The sequence below is a fragment of the Pseudomonas sp. FYR_7 genome, from assembly GCF_043106155.1.
GTDB lineage: Bacteria > Pseudomonadota > Gammaproteobacteria > Pseudomonadales > Pseudomonadaceae > Aquipseudomonas > Aquipseudomonas parafulva_B.
Genome location: NZ_JBICMI010000061.1, coordinates 137,105 through 152,229, shown reverse-complemented (window position 1 = coordinate 152,229; position 15,125 = coordinate 137,105). Strand labels below are relative to the sequence as shown.

13 protein-coding genes are annotated in these 15,125 nt (G+C 61.2%); 11 read left to right on the top strand and 2 right to left on the bottom strand.

The genetic code is table 11. The features are described 5' to 3' along the window. The first annotated feature begins 17 nt into the window (after positions 1 to 17). The 4 genes from yghU to ACF8R3_RS15670 all read left to right on the top strand — a co-directional run bounded on the left by yghU (position 18) and on the right by ACF8R3_RS15670 (position 4,582). Positions 18 to 857: a glutathione-dependent disulfide-bond oxidoreductase gene (gene yghU / locus ACF8R3_RS15685; protein WP_058604069.1), complete on the top strand. Its 840-nt coding sequence runs from the start codon at positions 18 to 20 to the stop codon at positions 855 to 857. 348 nt (positions 858 to 1,205) lie between these two features. Beyond that, positions 1,206 to 2,909, top strand: coding sequence for an amidase (locus ACF8R3_RS15680; RefSeq protein WP_392515861.1), 1,704 nt, complete (start codon positions 1,206 to 1,208; stop codon positions 2,907 to 2,909). 81 nt (positions 2,910 to 2,990) lie between these two features. Continuing rightward, positions 2,991 to 3,665, top strand: a complete 675-nt coding sequence (locus tag ACF8R3_RS15675) for a transcriptional regulator (protein ID WP_392515860.1) — start codon at positions 2,991 to 2,993, stop codon at positions 3,663 to 3,665. Then, positions 3,662 to 4,582: a pyridoxal-phosphate dependent enzyme gene (locus ACF8R3_RS15670; RefSeq protein WP_078478563.1), complete on the top strand. Its 921-nt coding sequence runs from the start codon at positions 3,662 to 3,664 to the stop codon at positions 4,580 to 4,582. The genes ACF8R3_RS15675 and ACF8R3_RS15670 overlap by 4 nt, the downstream gene beginning before the upstream one ends. A 131-nt stretch (positions 4,583 to 4,713) precedes the next feature. On the opposite strand, the gene ACF8R3_RS15665 is transcribed toward ACF8R3_RS15670, so the two are convergent. Continuing rightward, positions 4,714 to 4,923 carry a DUF2945 domain-containing protein gene (locus ACF8R3_RS15665; protein ID WP_078478562.1) on the bottom strand — a complete coding sequence of 70 codons (210 nt, stop codon included), beginning with the start codon at positions 4,921 to 4,923 and terminating at the stop codon, positions 4,714 to 4,716. A gap of 193 nt (positions 4,924 to 5,116) precedes the next feature. Here ACF8R3_RS15665 and ACF8R3_RS15660 point away from each other — a divergent pair, with 193 nt between their 5' ends. From ACF8R3_RS15660 to ACF8R3_RS15630, 7 genes are all read left to right on the top strand, one after another. Then, positions 5,117 to 6,214: a carboxynorspermidine decarboxylase gene (locus ACF8R3_RS15660; RefSeq protein WP_058605458.1), complete on the top strand. Its 1,098-nt coding sequence runs from the start codon at positions 5,117 to 5,119 to the stop codon at positions 6,212 to 6,214. Positions 6,215 to 6,247: 33 nt separating this feature from the next. Beyond that, on the top strand, positions 6,248 to 7,492 hold the full coding sequence (locus tag ACF8R3_RS15655) for a saccharopine dehydrogenase family protein (protein ID WP_058638276.1): 1,245 nt from the start codon (positions 6,248 to 6,250) through the stop codon (positions 7,490 to 7,492). Between the two features lie 217 nt (positions 7,493 to 7,709). After that, positions 7,710 to 8,930 (top strand): putative DNA modification/repair radical SAM protein, encoded by a 1,221-nt coding sequence (locus ACF8R3_RS15650; protein ID WP_023533877.1) that lies wholly within the window; start codon positions 7,710 to 7,712, stop codon positions 8,928 to 8,930. Then, on the top strand, positions 8,921 to 9,769 hold the full coding sequence (locus tag ACF8R3_RS15645) for a TIGR03915 family putative DNA repair protein (protein ID WP_392515859.1): 849 nt from the start codon (positions 8,921 to 8,923) through the stop codon (positions 9,767 to 9,769). The genes ACF8R3_RS15650 and ACF8R3_RS15645 overlap by 10 nt, the downstream gene beginning before the upstream one ends. Before the next feature lie 287 nt (positions 9,770 to 10,056). After that, positions 10,057 to 12,123, top strand: a complete 2,067-nt coding sequence (gene treS, locus ACF8R3_RS15640) for a maltose alpha-D-glucosyltransferase (protein ID WP_392515858.1) — start codon at positions 10,057 to 10,059, stop codon at positions 12,121 to 12,123. A gap of 76 nt (positions 12,124 to 12,199) precedes the next feature. Then, the gene (locus tag ACF8R3_RS15635) at positions 12,200 to 12,823 is read left to right on the top strand and encodes a riboflavin synthase subunit alpha (RefSeq protein WP_392515857.1); all 624 of its coding nucleotides are present in this window, start codon (positions 12,200 to 12,202) and stop codon (positions 12,821 to 12,823) included. Positions 12,824 to 12,838: 15 nt separating this feature from the next. Then, positions 12,839 to 13,540 carry a YoaK family protein gene (locus ACF8R3_RS15630; RefSeq protein ID WP_196185489.1) on the top strand — a complete coding sequence of 234 codons (702 nt, stop codon included), beginning with the start codon at positions 12,839 to 12,841 and terminating at the stop codon, positions 13,538 to 13,540. Here the strand turns inward: ACF8R3_RS15630 and proP are convergent, their stop codons facing one another. Continuing rightward, positions 13,541 to 15,043, bottom strand: coding sequence for a glycine betaine/L-proline transporter ProP (proP, locus tag ACF8R3_RS15625; RefSeq protein ID WP_058638281.1), 1,503 nt, complete (start codon positions 15,041 to 15,043; stop codon positions 13,541 to 13,543). Positions 15,044 to 15,125: the final 82 nt, after the last annotated feature.

Here is a 15,125-nt window from a genome sequence, read left to right as displayed (position 1 = left end):
ATCGTGGAGAGCCGAGCATGAGCACACCCGCTTACCAACCCCCGAAGGTATGGCGCAACGAAGCGGCCTCGGGGGGCCACTTCGCCAGTATCAACCGGCCGGTCGCCGGGCCTACCCATGACAAGGACCTGCCAGTGGGCGAGCAACCGCTGCAGCTTTATTCGCTGGCGACACCCAATGGCGTCAAGGTCACCATCGCCCTGGAAGAGCTGCTGGAACTTGGCCATGCCGGCGCTGAATACGATGCCTGGCTGATCAGAATTGGCGAGGGTGACCAGTTCTCCAGCGGATTCGTACAGGTCAACCCCAACTCGAAGATCCCCGCATTGCTTGACCGCAGCGTCGAGCCGCCGGTGCGGGTATTCGAATCAGGCTCCATCCTGCTGTACCTGGCCGAGAAGTTCGATGCCCTGCTCCCGCAAACGGCCGCCGAGCGCACCGAAGCCCTGAACTGGCTGTTCTGGCAAATGGGCGCGGCGCCGTACTTGGGTGGTGGGTTCGGACACTTCTACGTCTATGCCCCTGAAAAGATCGAGTACGCGATCAATCGCTTCACCATGGAAGCCAAGCGCCAGCTGGACGTGCTCGACCGCCGTTTGAGCGAGACCACCTACCTTGCCGGCGGCCATTACAGCATCGCCGACATAGCCGTGTGGTCATGGTACGGCCAGCTGGTGCTGGGCAACCTCTACAACGCTGCTGAGTTTCTCGCGGTTCACGAATACCCCAATGTTCAGCGCTGGGCCCAGGCGATCGCTGCACGGCCCGCCGTGCAGCGGGGCACGCGGGTCAACCGGACCTGGGGAGATGAATCCAGCCAGGTACCGGAGCGGCATTCGGCAGCGGACCTGGACTGAACGGCCCGCTGATGTCGGGCGGCCCTGATTGCGGGGCCGCCCAGGCGTCAACGAAGCGTCCTGGCTCAATGCCCGCATGCATGCACCCGTTTGCCCGTGCGCACACCTGCGCACGCTTTAACCTTCTTGTACACTCCCCGCATTAGCCTAATGCCGTTCACTTAGGGCCGTTTCACGGCCCATCGCGGCACAAGACCGCTCCTACAAAGCGCTGTGAGCCTGTCAACTCAGCCGTCACGCGGTCATTGTAGGAGCGGCCTTGTGCCGCGATGGGCCGCGCAGCGGTCCCAACGATCCTGGATGAACAGCATTACCGCATTAGCCCAACCTGCATTTTCTGGTGAACGCATGATCGAGGTAACCGAGGTTTCCATCGCCGAGCTGCGCAGCGCGCTCGAGTCGGGCCGCACGACGGCGGTCGAACTGGTCAAGGCCTACCTGGCCCGCATAGACGCCTATGATGGCGCCGACACCGACACCGCCCTCAATGCCGTGGTAGTCCGCAATCCTGATGCACTGGCCGAGGCCGAGGCCTCCGACGCCCGCCGGGCCCGTGGAGAGGTGCTCGGGCCATTGGACGGGATACCCTACACCGCCAAGGACAGCTACCTGGTAAAAGGCCTGACCGCAGCGTCCGGCAGCCCGGCCTTTAAGCATCTGGTAGCCCAGCGCGACGCCTTCACCATCGAACGGCTGCGCGGGGCCGGGGCCATCTGCCTGGGCAAGACCAACATGCCACCCATGGCCAACGGTGGCATGCAGCGCGGCGTCTATGGCCGCGCCGAGAGCCCCTACAATGCGGCATACCTGACCGCGCCCTTCGCTTCAGGCTCTTCCAACGGTGCCGGTACCGCGACAGCTGCGAGCTTCAGCGCTTTTGGTCTGGCCGAGGAAACCTGGTCCAGCGGCCGCGGCCCTGCGTCGAACAATGGCCTGTGCGCCTACACACCCTCACGCGGGGTCATTTCGGTAAGGGGTAACTGGCCCCTCACGCCGACGATGGATGTGGTCGTGCCATTCGCCCGCACCATGCATGACCTGCTGGAAATTCTCGACGTGGTCGTGGCCGATGACCCTGATACCCGGGGCGACCTGTGGCGGCTGCAGCCTTGGGTGTCGATCCCGAAGCCCTCGCAGGTACGCCCAGCCAGCTACCTCGACCTGGCAGCGGGCACCGCCGCCCTGCAAGGCAAAAAGTTTGGCGTACCGCGCATGTACATCAACGCCGATGAGCATGCGGGCACGTCGGAAAAGCCGGGTATCGGCGGCCCCACTGGCCAGCGTATCCAGACGCGGGCAAGCGTCATGACGCTCTGGCAGCACGCTCGCCAAGCCTTGGAAAAGGCCGGTGCGCAGGTTGTGGAAGTCGACTTCCCGCTGGTCTCCAACTGCGAAGGCGACCGCCCCGGCGCCCCCACCGTCTACAACCGTGGCATCGTCAGCAAGGCATTCTTGCACGATGAGCTGTGGGAACTCTCCGGCTGGGCGTTCGACGATTTCCTGCGTGCCAACGACGATCCGAATCTCAATCGGCTGGCGGATGTGGACGGCCCGCAAATCTTCCCACACGACCCCGGCACTTTGCCTAACCGTGAGGATGATCTGGCCGCTGGCATGGACGAGTACGTCACCATGGCCAAGCGCGGCCTGAAGACGTGGGATCAGATCGAGACCCTGCCTGACGGCCTGCGTGGCCTTGAACAGACCCGCAAGATCGACCTGGAAGACTGGATGCAAACCCTTGGGCTGGATGCCGTGCTGTTCCCTACTGTGGCCGATGTAGGGCCTGCCGATGCTGATGTGAACCCGGCGTCGGCTGACATTGCCTGGAGCAATGGCGTGTGGGTGGCCAACGGCAACCTGGCCATACGCCACCTGGGCGTGCCCACGGTCACCGTGCCCATGGGCGTGATGAGCGACATTGGTATGCCGGTAGGCCTGACCTTCGCGGGGCGGGCCTACAGTGACAATGCGCTGTTGAGCTATGCCGCAGCGTTCGAAGCCACGGGTTCACGACGGATCATTCCACCACGCACCCCAGCCTTGGGCTGAAAGCACAGGTGAGCGCCAAGCGACTCGCACAAATCAACATTATGTGTAAATATGCACAAAATGTTGATTTGAAGAGTTCGCATGGCCCTGTTGCCCGAAGATGAACGCCGCTTGACCTTGAGCGTGCTCAAAGCCTCTATCGAGGCCTTGGGCAGTGTCGTCACTCACAACACCGAAATTCTGCTTCACGACCTGGACCAGCCCGAGCGGTCCGTCGTGGCCATCGTCAATGGGCACCTTTCTGGCCGGCAGGTGGGCAGTCCTATCCTGGCTGTGCCGGAGCAGGATCAGGGCCTGCAAGCCTTGCTGAAGGCCGCGGCCGATCAGCAAGGCTGTGGGCCCGTTGTGCTGCCCGACTATCCGACCGCCATCAAGGGCCGCATGCTGCGCAGCGCTACCGCGATCTTTCGCGACAGCGCTGGCCACCCCTTCGCCAGCCTTTGCGTCAATACCGATGTCACTGGCCTGGACGCTGCCATGGGCTTTCTACAAAGCTTCGCGCCCATGGGCACCTCGCCCGCAGCCGCAGAGCCCGCCGACATGGAGGCGCTGATGAGCGAGATCATCCAGGCGGCGCTGCATGACACCGGCCAAGGCCGCATGACCCGGCAAGCCAAGATCGAAGCGGTCCGCGTGATGCAGGAACGCGGGCTGTTCATCGTCAAGGGCGGCGTCGAGAAAGCGGCCAACGCCCTCGGCGTGACCCGCTATACCGTCTACAACTACCTCGAACATTTGCGTGGAGCCTCCCAGTGACCTTGCACATCCGTACCCCCCTCATCGAATCACGCCCACTGTCGCTGGCTGCCGATTGCACTGTCTGGCTCAAGCTCGAGGCATTGCAGCCCTGCGGCTCCTTCAAGCTGCGCGGCGTCGCCCACGCCTGTGAGTTCCACCATGCCCGCGGCGCGAAACGGTTCGTGTCTTCCTCAGGCGGCAACGCCGGGCTTGCCGTCGCCTATGTTGGGCGCAAGCTCGGCGTTCCCGTGACCGTGGTCGTGCCCGAGACCACCACCGTGCGTGCCCAGGAATTGCTGCGTCTTGAGCACGCTGAGGTCATCGTCCACGGGCAGTCCTGGCAGGAGGCCAATGCGTTGGCCCTGAGCCTGATGGGTGACGATGCCGCGTTCATTCACCCGTTCGACGACCCTTTGCTGTGGGAAGGCCATGCCAGCCTGGTCGATGAGGTGGCCGAAGCCGGCATCAAGCCCGATGCGGTTGTGCTTTCGGTGGGCGGCGGGGGTTTGCTGAGCGGCGTCGTGCAGGGGCTACAACGTAATGGCTGGGCCGATGTGCCGATCCTGGCCGTGGAAACCCATGGCGCAGCCTCCCTGCATGCCGCCATCGAAGCCGGCGAATTGGTGACCTTGGAGCGGTTGGATACGATTGCCACCACCCTGGGCGCGAAACAGGTAGCCGAACACGCGTTTCGCTGTACCCAGCAACACCCCGTGCAAAGCCTGCTGGTCAGTGACCGGCAGGCCCTGGAGGCGTGCGAGCGCTTTTTGCTGGATCACCGCCTGCTGGTCGAGCCCGCCTGCGCCGCCGCCTTGGCGGTAGCGTATGAGGCCAGCGCGCTGGCAAGCTACCGCAATGTACTGGTGGTCGTGTGCGGGGGCGCCACGGCTACCTTGGCGCAGATCCAGGCATGGCGTGCAGCGCTCGAGGCATGAACCAGCCTGCCGGGAGCGGTCATGAACCGCTCCTTGCATAACCCCGCTGCACTCTGCACGTATAGACACGGCTCATAAAAAAGCCCGTGATACACACGGGCAACTGAGCACCAACGCAATAACCTGTGTTCTCAGCCCTTCTTCAATGCCTGCTCCTTGTGCATGGCCATGTGCCCGGTCTTGTCGCTCTTGACCTCGTACTGTGGCTCCTCTTTTGAGCAATGGCGCTGACGCCCCATGAACTCGACGTCCTTGGTATGCACTTTTTCTACGGTGCCGTGTATGACCCCGGCCTCGGAATTCCAGTGCACCTTGTCACCTTTCTTGAAGGTATTGCTCATCGATTTCTCCTTGTAACCTGCGCGGGAGGATTGAGAGTGTCATCTGTCGTTGTTCTACTGAGCACGCCGAACACAAAAAGATTCAGTCACGGCAACGATGCCCGGACGAAATGCAATTGCACCCTTTCGATCTGCGGCGAGTGAAGGCACAATGCGTGTCCTTTTTTTGGCCGGCCTTGCCGAGGGCCTCTAAATGATCAATACGCCGTACTACCTCATCGACAAGACCAAGCTGCTGAGCAACATGCAGAAGATCGCCTATGTGCGCGAACACTCGGGTGCCAAAGCGCTGCTGGCGCTCAAGTGCTTCGCCACCTGGTCGGTGTTCGACCTGATGCAGCAGTACATGGACGGCACCACGTCGTCTTCGCTGTACGAGCTCAAGCTCGGCCGCCAGAAGTTCGCCGGCGAAACCCACGCCTACAGCGTGGCGTGGGCCGACGACGAGGTCCAGGAGATGCTCGAGAACTGCGACAAGATCATCTTCAACTCCATCGGCCAGCTGCAACGTTTCGCAGAGCAATCCGAAGGCAAGGTCCGGGGTCTGCGCGTCAACCCACAAGTCAGCAGCTCGGACTATCAGCTGGCCGACCCGGCACGCCCGTTCAGCCGCCTAGGGGAATGGGACCCTGCCAAGATCGAAACCGTGATCGATCAGGTATCGGGGTTCATGTTCCACAACAACTGCGAGAACGGCGACTTCGCCTTGTTCGACCAGATGCTGACCCGCATCGAGGAACGTTTCGGCCACCTGCTGCACAAAGTGAAATGGGTAAGCCTGGGCGGCGGCATCCATTTCACCGGCGAAGGCTATGCGCTGGACGATTTCTGCGCGCGTCTGAAGGCGTTCTCGCAAACCTATGGCGTACAGGTTTACCTGGAGCCAGGTGAAGCCGCGATCACCCAGAGCGCTTCGCTGGAAGTGACTGTGCTGGACACGCTGTACAACGGTAAGCACCTGGCCGTGGTCGACAGCTCGATCGAAGCGCACATGCTCGACCTGCTGATCTACCGCCTCAATGCCAAGATGGCGCCCAACGACGGTGAGCACACCTACATGGTATGCGGCAAATCGTGCCTGGCCGGCGATATTTTCGGTGAATACCAGTTCGAACGCCCACTGGCGATCGGCGACCGCCTGTCCTTCGTGGATGCTGCGGGTTACACCATGGTCAAGAAAAACTGGTTCAACGGTTTGAAGATGCCATCCATCGTGGTCAAGCAACTCGACGGCAGCGTCGAGGTGGTGCGCGAGTTCGGTTTCGAAGACTACGTTTCCAGCCTGTCGTAAGACAGGCCTCGTCTGTAAGGAGCAACAGGTAAATTGAAGAAGAACGTTCTTATCATTGGTGCAGGAGGTGTCGCCAAGGTGGTGGCCCACAAGTGCGCGCAGCATAACGACGAACTGGGTCGTATTGCCATCGCGTCACGGAACATCTCCAAATGCCAGGCCATCATCGACAGCGTCAAGGCCAAGGGTAGCCTCAAGGTACCCGCCGACATCCAGGCCTTTTCGCTCAATGCCCTCGACGTCGAGGCGACCAAGGCATTGATCCGCGAAACCGAATCGCAAATCGTGATCAATGTCGGCTCTGCATTCCTGAATATGTCGGTGCTGCGTGCATGCATCGATACCGGCGCTGCCTACCTGGATACTGCCATCCACGAAGAGCCGGGCAAGATCTGTGAAACCCCGCCATGGTACGGAAACTACGAGTGGAAACACCTCGAAGAGTGCCAGGCCAAGAACATCACGGCCATTCTCGGTGTCGGTTTCGACCCGGGCGTGGTCAACAGCTACGCAAAGCTTGCGCAGCAGCAGTATTTCGACCGCATTGATTCGATCGACATCCTCGACGTCAATGCAGGCTCGCATGGCAAGTACTTTGCCACCAACTTCGACCCGGAAATCAATTTCCGCGAGTTCACCGGGCAGGTGTGGAGCTGGCAGAACAGCCAGTGGACCAGCAACACCATGTTCGAAGTCAAGCGTACCGATGACCTGCCCGTGGTGGGTTCGCAAAACCTGTACCTTACCGGGCACGATGAAGTGCACTCCATCTCCAAGAACCTGAACGTACCCAACGTCCGGTTCTGGATGAGTTTCGGCGAGCACTACATCAATGTGTTCACGGTCCTGAAAAACCTGGGCCTGCTCAGCGAGCAGCCGGTCAAGACCGCAGAAGGCCTGGAAGTGGTACCGCTGAAAGTGGTCAAGGCCGTGCTGCCTGATCCAGCGTCCCTGGCGCCTGGCTACACCGGCAAGACCTGCATCGGTGACCTGGTCAAGGGCACCAAGGACGGGCAACCGCGTGAAGTGTTCATCTACAACGTGGCCGATCACGAGGAGGCGTACGCCGAAACGGACAGCCAGGGTATTTCGTATACCGCTGGCGTACCACCGGTAGCCGCTGCCTTGCTGGTGGCTCGCGGCGAGTGGGATGCCAAGCGCATGGTCAACGTCGAGGAACTGCCTGCCGAGCCGTTCCTCAAGGCGCTGGACGTGATGGGCCTGCCAACCCGTGTGAAGGACGAAAAAGGCGACCGTCCGTGGGACGCTGAAGCCTGATTCACCCAAGAGGGCGCCTTCGAGGCGCCCTCTTCTTTTATCGACAAACCCCACCATGTTTTTCACGATCGCTGAAACCCAGTAGCTGCCCGCGCCATCAACCACTCATCGGATAACCTAGGAATCTGCTCGGATATTTCGCCAGGCGGCGTTCAGCACTTGCAATTGACCTTAGCCCTCAATACTGTATGAATATTCAGTACGACAGGTAAGAGTCATGCAACTGATCGCCAAACTGGGCATTCTTGCCGATGCCGCCAAGTACGATGCATCTTGCGCCAGCAGTGGTGCGCCAAAGCGCAGCTCGCGTGGCGGCAACGGTTTGGGCGCTACCAACGGCATGGGCATTTGCCACAGCTACACCCCAGATGGTCGCTGCGTGTCTCTGCTGAAGATTCTGCTTACCAACTTTTGCCTGTACGACTGCCAGTACTGCGTCAACCGACGCTCGAGCAATGTGCCCCGCGCACGGTTCAGCCCTGAAGAGGTGGTGCGCCTGACGCTGGACTTCTACCGGCGCAACTGCATCAGTGGCCTGTTTTTGAGCTCGGGCATCATCCGCTCGGCTGACTACACCATGGAGCAGCTGATCAGGGTCGCGCGGTTGCTGCGCGAAGAACATAACTTCCGTGGCTATATCCATCTCAAGACCATTCCGGACGCCGATCCGCTGTTGATCGAAGAAGCAGGCCGTCTGGCCGATCGCTTGAGCGTCAACATCGAACTGCCTACCGACGACAGCCTCAAGCGCCTGGCACCGGAAAAGCAAGCATCGACCATCCGTCAAGCCATGGGCGTGATTCATCAAGGGCAGCAAGCGGTAGCCAACGAGCCTCGCGCCCCGCGCTTCACCCCTGCCGGTCAAAGTACCCAGGTCATCGTCGGGGCTGACAGTACTGACGACAGCACACTGCTGCGCAATGCCGAATCGCTGTACCAAGGGTACGGCCTCAAACGTGTCTACTACTCAGCCTTCAGCCCCATCCCCGACAGCCCTGGCAGCGTGCCACTGGCCGCCCCGCCTCTGCTGCGTGAACACCGCCTGTATCAAGCCGATTTTCTCTTGCGCGGGTACGGGTACAAGGCCGGCGAGCTGTTGGGACAAACTGGCAACCTGGCGCTGGATATCGATCCCAAATTGGCATGGGCGCTGGCCAATCGCGAAGTGTTCCCGCTGGATGTGAACCGCGCAGAGCCCGCGCTGCTGGCCCGTATTCCAGGCATAGGCCTGCGCAGCGTGCAGCGTCTGGTCGCCTTGCGCCGTGAGCGGCGTATCCGCTATGACGACCTGATCCAGCTGCGTTGCGTGCTCGACAAGGCCCGGCCCTTTATCGTCACCAGTGATTATCGCCCTGCCCAGGCCGACCTTCGCAGCAGCCTGCTGCGTGCCCGCCTGCGTGAACCACAGGCACCGGTCCAAATGGGGCTTTGGGGGTGATAGCGCTCGATTGCGATGACCTGTTCGGCGTCTGGCGGGATCAGGCCAGAGCCTTGCTGAGCCATGGCGTCGATCCGTCACAAGTCACCTGGTCCCAAGGGCCCATGACCGACATGCTGGCCGACACCACCACGCTGCCGGCCGGTACGGGCCCGTTTCGGGCGAAGGTGCCGGCGGCCTTGCTCGGTCAACTGGAGGAAGCGGCACGCTATCACGGCGAGCAGCGGTGGAATCTGTTGTACGAAGTGCTGTGGCGGGTTGCTCACGGCGACCGCACGGCGATGCTGGCCGGTGATCGGCTGGGCAGCGAGCTGCATCGACGCATCAAGCAAGTCAGCCGCGAAGCCCATCACCTGCATGCGTTTTTGCGGTTCGTGCCGCTGCCTGAAGCGTTGGTCGAGCACTTGCAATTGGACCTGGTCGCTTTTCACGAACCTGCTCACGACATTCTGCAAAGCGCCAGCCCGCATTTTGCCGATAGGCTGGGGCGGCTGCGGTGGCTGATCGCAACGCCACGCGATGGCATCCGCTATGACGGCCGCCGCTTCGACTATCAACGGCAATGCCCGGAGCTCTGGCGGCAATGGGCGCAGCACGCAGAAGACCCTGGCGCCGAATTGTGGCGAACATACTACCGCCACACCTTCAACCCCGCCCGCCTGAACCCCAATGCCCTGCGCCTGCACATGCCTGGCCGCTTCTGGCGCCACTTGCCAGAAGGGATGCTTATTCCTCAACTCGAGGGGCTGGCACGCCAAGGCAAGCAGCGGGACGGCCAGGCCGTGGAAGTCGCAGCCCAGGCTGGCAAGCAGATCAACAAGGCCTCGCGGAACAGTTGACTGCCGGAGCCCGAAAAGCGCGCCTGCCACAAACCCCGTGTTGAGCCGTAATGCTGTTCACTTAGGGCCGCTTCGCGACCCATCGCGGCACTAGGCCGCTCCCACCCTGACTGCGTGACGCTTGAGTCAAAGGGCTCACAGGACAGTGTGGAAGCGGCCTTGTGCCGCGATGGGCCGTGAAACGGCCCCAACGATCTTAAGTGAACAGCACTACGTGTTGAGCCGAACGTTCCGCGTGCCCTGCCGTCATAACCTGAGCCGGTGCCGACACGCAAAGAGGACGCGAGATGACCCAACCCGACCCGTCATACGTCAAGTGGCTTGAAGAACGCTCCATGCTAATGGCATCCCAGGAGCGCGCCAGCCTGTACTCCGGGCAAGCGCGACTGTGGCAACAGCCCTACGCCCTGGCCCAGCCGCGCCGTGCGACGGAAATCGCTTCGGTCTGGCTGACGGTCTACCCCGATGCGATCATCGCGCCCGACGGTTGCTCGGTGCTGGGCGCTTTGGCCCATGAAGCGCTATGGAAGCGCCTGTCAGAAATTGGTATTCAAGGTGTCCACACCGGGCCAATCAAGCGTTCCGGCGGTATCAGCGGGCGCGAGCTTACGCCGAGCGTGGACGGCAACTTCGACCGGATCAGCTTCGACATCGACCCGCTCTACGGTACCGAGCAGGAACTGGTGCAGATGAGCCGCATGGCCGCCGCTCACAATGCCGTCACCATCGATGACCTGATCCCGTCGCATACCGGCAAAGGCGCCGACTTCCGCCTGGCCGAGCTGGGGCTGGCGCCCTACCCAGGCCTCTACCACATGGTCGAGATCCGTGAAGAGGATTGGGGGCTGCTTCCTGACGTGCCCGAGGGCCGCGATTCGGTCAACCTGCTCCCCGCCCAGTGCGACGAGCTCAAGGCACGCCACTACATCGTCGGTCAGCTGCAACGGGTGATCTTCTTCGAGCCGGGCGTCAAGGAGACCGACTGGAGTGCCACTGCGCCGATCACGGGCGTGGATGGCAAGACCCGCCGGTGGGTTTACCTGCATTATTTCAAGGACGGTCAACCCTCCCTGAACTGGCTCGACCCGACCTTCACGGCGCAGCAGATGATCATAGGCGATGCCCTGCATGCCCTGGACTGCCTGGGCGCACGTGGTTTGCGCCTGGATGCCAATGGTTTCCTGGGTGTCGAAACCCGCGCCAGCGGCACCGCCTGGTCGGAAAGCCACCCCTTGTCGCTGGTCGGTAACCAGTTGATCGGTGGCATGATCCGCAAGGCAGGGGGGTTCAGCTTCCAGGAGCTGAACCTCACCCTCGATGACATCGCCCAGATGTCCAGCGGCGGGGCCGACCTGTCCTACGACTTCATTACCCGACCGGCCTATCAGCACGCGCTGCTGACCGGCGATACCGAATTCCTGCGCTTGATGTTCAAGGAAATGCACGCCTTCGGCATCGACCCAGCCTCGCTGATTCATGCGTTGCAAAACCATGATGAGTTGACGGTCGAGCTGGTGCATTTCTGGACACTGCATGCGCATGACATGTACCTGTACAAGGGCCAGACCTTGCCAGGCAGCATTTTGCGCGAGCATATCCGGGAGGAGATCTACGAGCGCCTGTCCGGTGAGCATGCACCTTACAACCTGCGGTTCGTCACCAATGGCATCTCTTGCACCACGGCCAGCTTGATCACCGCTGCCTTGGGTATCCGGGAGCTTGATGACATCACCTCCGAGCAAGTTGAATCGATCCAGAAGCTGCATCTGCTGCTGGTGATGTACAACGCCATGCAGCCTGGTGTGGTGGCCATATCCGGTTGGGACCTGGTGGGTGCCCTGCCCTTGCCTGCCGAAGCGGTGGCTGAGCGGATGACCGACGGCGACACACGTTGGATACACCGCGGCGGTTATGATCTGGCAGGTCTGGACCCAGAAGCCCAGGCCTCAGTGCGCGGTATGCCGCGTGCCCGTGCCTTGTACGGCAGCCTTGATGAACAACTCGAGCGCAGTGACTCGTTCGCCAGCAAGGTCAGAAAGCTGCTCGCGGTTCGCCAGGCATATGGCATCGCCACTAGCCGGCAACTGCTGGTGCCCGACGTGACCTCGCCTGGCCTGCTGGTGATGGTGCATGAACTGCCTGCAGGGCGCGGTATCCAGATAACCGCCCTGAACTTCAGCCAGGACGAAATCAGTGAGGAGCTGCAACTGACCGGTTTCACGCCAGGCCCTGTGGTGGACATGATCAACGAAACGGTCGAGGGCGATTTGACCGAGGACGGACGCTTGACGGTTAATCTGGACCCCTATGAGGCGTTGTGCCTGCGCATCGTCAACAGCAGTGGTCACGTCTGAGGTGCGGTGACTTGCATTTGCGGGCGCCTGGGCATAGTTTGCCCAAGTCAACTTACCCGTGCCCAGGAGCAACGCAATGTACACCGGCATCGTCCAGGCCGTCCGCCCTCTGCTTGATGTAGCCCGTCACCCTGGCCACAACCAGTTCACCATCGACCTCACCCCGGCACTGCTCGACGATCTGAAGATCGGTGCCAGTGTCAGCGTTGAAGGGACCTGCTTGTCGGTCACCGAGATCGAAGGCACACGCGTTCGCTTCGACGCCATGACGGCAACGCTGGAGCGCACTAACCTGCGCTGCTTGCAGGCCGGCCAAGGAGTGAACATCGAGCGTTCGGCGAAAATGAACGCAGAGGTGGGCGGCCACCTCATGGCTGGCCATATCGCCACCACTGCAGACATCGTAGACATCTCCATCGCTGCCACCGGTGCATACATCAAGTTCCGCATGCCGCCTGAATGGGCCAAGTACGTCTTTGCCCGCGGCTTCATTGGCGTCAATGGCTGCAGCCTCACCGTCGCCGACATCGAGGACAACGTGGTCACTGTCAACCTCATTCCAGAAACCCTGCGCCAGACCACGTTTACCCGTTATCAGGAAAGCGACTTGCTCAATATCGAAGTCGACCACCACACCATGGTGCTGGTCGATGTCGTGGAGCGCACCATTCGCAATACCCTGGCCCGCGAGCAACGGTAGACCCGAGGACTGCACATGCTACCTGCCGCCGCAGCCACACCTACTTCCAGGCGCCATCGTGTCCACCGGTTACGAGGCCGCGTAGGGCTCGGTCTGGTGGCCGGCCTGTCGGTACTGGCAGGGATGACCGATGCCATCGGTTTGTTGGCCTTGGGCGATTTCGTCTCGTTCATGAGCGGCAACACCACGCGCCTTGCCGTCGCCATCAACGACGTCGATGGCCCGATGATCCTGCGCCTGGCAGGCGCGCTGCTGGGCTTCGTGGCTGGCAATACCTTGGGTGTGGTGCTGGCGCACAAGTGCCGGCGCCGTGCCTGGCCCGTACTGCTGGTGGTAGCGGTGCTGCTTGGGTTTGCGGGGATGATGCCAGCGCCGGATACCTCAATACTCTTGTTGGCCGCCACACTGGCGATGGGGATGATCAATGCCGTGGTTGAGCAGGTCAACGGTCTGCCGATTGGCCTGACCTATGTTACCGGTGCCCTTTCGCGATTTGGCCGTGGCCTGGGCCACTGGATGCTGGGCGCTCGCCGCCATGGCTGGCGGGTGCAACTGGTGCCTTGGCTGGGCATGCTGCTGGGAGCAGCATGTGGCGCTTGGTTGCAGAAACACCTAGGGCTGCAGGCTATGGTCGGCAGTTGCGTGCTGACCTGCCTGCTGACCCTGGTGTCGCTGTTCATCCCTCGTGCCTGGCAGCGAGGCTACATGCCCCGCTGATCAATCGATACGGGGATGCTGCTGCACTAGCAGCTTGCGCTTGGCTTCCAGTTCAGCGATCTGGGTATCGATGTCTTCGATCTTCTGCTCGATATTGTCGTGGTGCTCCTGAAGCAGCTCGCGAGCCTCGTCGATGTCAGACGCTGCTGGCGCCGCGCCACGCAACGGCTTGTTGGCCGTTTCTTTCATGGTCACCCCAGTGATGAAACCAATCACGGCAATCACCATCAGGTAGTAGGCGGGCATGTACAGGTTGCCGGAGCTTTCCACCAGCCAGGCGGCCAAAGTTGGGGTAAGGCCTGCAATCAGCACCGAAATGTTGAAGGCACTGGCCAAGGCGCTGTAACGGATATGCGTCGGGAACATCGCTGGCAGGGTCGATGCCATCACGCCAATGAAGAAGTTCAGCAGCACGGCCATCAGCAGCAAGCCGGCGAAGATCAAGCCCAGCACACCGCTGTTGATCAGCATGAAGGCAGGAATTGCCGCCGCAAAAAGGCCGACGCTACCCAGGATGATGAAGGGGCGACGGCCGAACTTGTCGCTCAGAAGACCGATTATCGGCTGCACGAACAGCATGCCCACCATGATCGCGATGATGATCAGTACACCATGATCTTCGCTGTAATGCAGGTTGTGGGACAGGTAGCTGGGCATGTAGGTGAGCAGCATGTAGTACGTGACGTTGGTCGCGATCACCACGCCGATGCAGGTGATCAGGCTACGCCAGTGCTTGGTCGCCACTTCCTTGAACGACACCTTCGGCCCGGAAGCCAGGCCTTCACGGTCACCTTGCTCCAGTTTGTCGACATGCTGCTGGAAGGCTGGGGTCTCCTCCAGCGCATGACGCAAGTACAGGCCAATCATACCCAGCGGCAAAGCCAGGAAGAACGGCAGGCGCCAGCCCCATTCAAGGAATTTCTCTTCACCCATCACGGTGGAGATCATCACCACCACGCCGGCGCCCAGGACGAAGCCGGCGATGGAGCCAAAGTCCAACCAGCTGCCCAGGAAACCACGCTTGCGATCAGGTGCATACTCGGCCACGAAGATCGACGCGCCGGTGTACTCACCGCCTACCGAGAAGCCCTGGGCCATCTTGGCCAGCAACAGCAGGATCGGTGCCCATATGCCGATACTGTCATAGGACGGTATCAGGCCAATGGCGAATGTGCTCAAGGACATGATGACGATGGTGGCGGCGAGAATCTTCTGTCGCCCGAAGCGGTCGCCGAGCGCGCCGAAGAACAACCCACCCAGTGGTCGGATCAGGAACGGCACGGAGAAGGTGGCCAGCGCGGCAATCATTTGAACGCTGGGGTCGGCATTGGGGAAGAACACTTTGCCCAGGGCATAGGCGACGAAGCCATAGACGCCGAAGTCGAACCACTCCATCGCGTTGCCCAGCGCAGCGGCGGTAATGGCCTTGCGCATCTTGGCGTCGTCGACGATGGTGATGTCCTTCAGGCCAATCGGCTGAACCCTTTTTTTGCGAGATTTCATTTATTTATCCCTGACGGTGACTGCTCTAAGGGATCAGATACAAAGGGACACTAAATAATTCAGCGCTTAGCGTTTTTTTGTG